Annotated in this window: 2 protein-coding genes; both read right to left on the minus strand. The window is 56.5% G+C overall.

Going from position 1 to position 3,647, the window contains the following annotated elements; genetic code table 11:
• Positions 1-49: 49 nt before the first annotated feature.
• Positions 50-2,773, minus strand: a complete 2,724-nt coding sequence (gene nuoG / locus QMM04_RS21495; protein WP_282996989.1) for an NADH-quinone oxidoreductase subunit NuoG — start codon at positions 2,771-2,773, stop codon at positions 50-52.
• 104 nt (positions 2,774-2,877) lie between these two features.
• Positions 2,878-3,647: NADH-ubiquinone oxidoreductase-F iron-sulfur binding region domain-containing protein (locus QMM04_RS21500; RefSeq protein WP_282996990.1), on the minus strand; the 770-nt coding region annotated here is incomplete at its 5' end.

Consider the following 3,647-nt stretch of genomic DNA (forward strand, 5'->3'; position numbering starts at 1 on the left):
GTTTTCAGGATCTGGATGAGGATGTCGATAGCGTCCGGTGTCAGCCAGCTCATTGCGCGGCCTCCTGCAGTTTGTCAATTTGCGCACCCGAGAGGAATGGCGGTACACCCGGCATGCCCAACGGCAGACCCACCTGCCCTGCTTGCAGGGAAGTGGAGAAACGCACTGGCAAGTGCAGCGTTTCACCGGCGCAAACCAGTTCAACAGCAGAGCCGTTATTCACACCCAGTTTTTCCGCATCAGCCGGGTTAATCACCAGCGTGGCTGGCGACATACGCTTCTGGAAGGTCGGCGAACGCTGAGTCATCTCTTCACTACCAAACAGCTGGTAGTAAGGCGCAACGCGATATTGCTCACCGCCAACGAAGCTTTCTGGCACGGTGGTGAACCATGGCAGTGAACCTTCACCGGCTTCAAACAGACGCACGCCCGGATCGCCGTGACGCAGTTTACCACCCACTTCAGCCTGGAACTTGTTCCATGCCTGCGGGGAGTTCCAGCCTGGTGCCCAGGCAAATGGAATCTGCGAACGCGGTGCGCCTGGTTGGTTGTTCCCTTCCATTGAGAAGGCAAACATGGTGTCTTTATCCTGCGGCTGACGCGGTTCGTGCACACTGATATTGGCACGCATCGCGGTACGGCCACTGTTTCGATGCGGGGAACGCGCCAGTTTCTGACCACGAATACGGAAGCTGGCATCTGGAGCAGCATCTTTGATGCCTTTCAGCTGTGGCAGCGCCGCAACGGTGGCGTCAATCACGTGATCCAGCAGCGTCCAGTCGATCTGGCGGCTTTCGACGGTGCTATGCAGCGAGTGCAGCCAGCGCCAGCTTTCCAGCATCACAATGCTGTTATCGTAGTAAGCCGGATCGTAAACCTGGAAGAAACGCTGTGCGCGGCCTTCCTGGTTGATCGAGGTGCCATCACTCTCTGCGAAGCTCGCCGTCGAGAGCACCAGACCGGCTTTCTCCAGCGTCGCAGTGCGTTGATGATCAACCACAATCACGTGTGCGGTGTTGTGCAAAGCCGCATCCACGGTGGCTTTCGGTGCATGGCGGTAAAGATCGTTTTCCAACACCACCAGCGCTTCCGCTTCGCCTTTATCCAGCTGTTCCAGCGCGCTATCCAGCGATTGCCCCCCCATCAGGCCGAGACCAAAGCTGTTAGCTGCACCGGCAAGGAAAGTGATACCGACATCGGCACCGCGACCTTTCAGTGCTTTTGCCACGTTGGCGGCCGCTTCAATCATCGCGGTGCTGCCAGAGTGAGTACCAGAAATAATCAGTGGTTTTTTGGCACCGGCTAACGCCTGTACCACCACATCCAGCTTGCCATTCAGCTTGCTGTCAAAGCCACTGACGGCTGGAGCGGCTTCATCGAGCGCATTGGCAATAGCGAAGCCGAGACGAGCCTGATCTTCTACCGGTGCGCGATAGCTCCACGCCGCGATATCATCAAGACGGGTTTCATCAACGTTGGTGACAAACAGCGGATGTTTGGCGTGCTGACCGATGTTCAGGATCGCCGCGATCTGCCAGTCAGCCACTTTCTGGGCTGCTGCCATTTCACGTGCTTTACCTTTCACCGCCTGACGCACAGACAGCGCGACACGCGCACCGACCTGAGTCAGATCTTCACCCAGCACCAGCACCGCATCGTAGCTTTCGATTTCGCGCAGTGATGGCGTGTAAATACCGCCTTCCTGCAGTACTTTCAGCATCAACTCAACGCGTGCCTGCTCAGCGGCAGGCATACCGGTGGAGAAGTTTTCCGCACCGACAAGTTCACGCAGCGCAAAGTTGCTTTCAATGCTGGCACGCGGTGATCCAATCCCAATCACGCGCTTCGCCTGACGCAGTACGTCAGCCGCGGCATTCACCGCTTGTTCGGCATTCAGACTGACCCAATCGTTGCCGCGCTTCTGTACTGGATGACGTGGACGATCTTTGCGGTTCACATAGCCATAACCGAAACGACCACGGTCACACAGGAAGTAGTGGTTTACGGTACCGTTATAACGGTTTTCAATACGACGCAGTTCACCATAGCGCTCGCCTGGGCTGGTGTTACAACCCACGCTGCACTGCTGGCAGATGCTCGGCGCGAACTGCATATCCCATTTACGGTTATAGCGTTCGGAGTGAGTTTTATCGGTGAACACGCCGGTCGGGCAGATTTCGACCAGGTTACCGGAGAATTCGCTCTCCAGCGTGCCATCTTCCGGGCGACCAAAGTAGACGTTGTCGTGCGCACCGTAAACGCCAAGATCTTTGCCATCGGCATAATCTTTGTAGTAACGCACACAGCGATAGCAGGCGATGCAGCGGTTCATTTCATGAGAGATGAACGGGCCGAGATCCTGATTCTGGTGGGTACGTTTGGTGAAGCGATAACGACGGAAGCTATGGCCCGTCATCACCGTCATATCTTGCAGGTGGCAGTTACCGCCCTCTTCGCACACCGGGCAATCGTGCGGGTGGTTGGTCATCAGCCATTCCACCACGCTTTCACGAAACTCTTTCGCTTCGCCATCGTCGATGGAAATAAAGGTGCCGTCCGACGCCGGTGTCATGCATGACATAACAAGGCGACCGCGGGTATCTTCGGCATTCTGGAATTGCTTCACCGCGCACTGGCGGCAGGCTCCCACGCTTCCCAGCGCCGGATGCCAGCAAAAATAAGGAATATCAAGGCCCAGAGAGAGACACGCCTGCAACAGGTTGTCCGCTCCGTTCACATCATATTCTTTACCGTCTACATGGATTGTAGCCATAGTGAACATGCTTCCGTAAGGCTCGCCCTAAGACGAGCGTTAAACATCTAATTCTGTCCCCCAAGCCGGGTCGGCTCAGGGTGAATTCCGTGTACGGCGGCTGATTACCAGCGCGCTTTCAGCAGGTTGGGCTGAATACCACCGATCGATCGGGTATTACCAAACACCTGCGGCGCAATGCCGGCTTCAAACTCTTCACGGAAATATTTAATCGCGCTCTGCAATGGCTCAACGGCACCTGGTGCGTGGGCACAGAAGGTTTTACCTGGACCGAGCTGGCGGCAAAGCTGCTGCAGGGTTTCGATATCACCCGGCTGGCCTTTTTTCTGCTCCAGCGCACGCAGGATCTTCACGCTCCACGGCAATCCATCACGGCATGGCGTACACCAGCCACAGGACTCGCGCGCAAAGAATTCTTCCAGATTACGCACCAGCGAAACCATGCCGATTTCGTGATCGACCGCCATCGCCAGTGCAGTACCTAAACGGCTACCCGCTTTACCGATGCTGGCGAATTCCATTGGCAGATCAAGATGCTGATCGGTCAGGAAGTCGGTACCCGCACCGCCTGGCTGCCAGGCTTTGAATTTCAGGCCATCGCGCATGCCACCGGCATAATCTTCCAGAATCTCACGCGCGGTCGTGCCAAACGGCAGTTCCCACACGCCTGGATTTTTCACGCGGCCTGAGAAGCCCATCATTTTGGTACCGGTGTCTTCGCTGGTAGAGATGTTCTTGTACCAGTCAACGCCGTTGAGGAAGATGGCTGGGACGTTGGACAAGGTTTCCACGTTGTTGACGCAGGTTGGCTTGCCCCACACGCCCGCACTCGCCGGGAACGGTGGCTTAGAACGCGGGTTCGCACGACGACCTT

The organism is Pantoea sp. Pa-EAmG, assembly GCF_030024295.1.
GTDB classification, from domain to species: Bacteria; Pseudomonadota; Gammaproteobacteria; order Enterobacterales; family Enterobacteriaceae; genus Pantoea; species Pantoea dispersa.

Coding starts and splice junctions, on each gene's coding strand:
- nuoG (WP_282996989.1), bottom strand. CDS start 2,773: ATGGCTACAATCCATGTAGACGGTAAAGAATATGATGTGAACGGAGCG.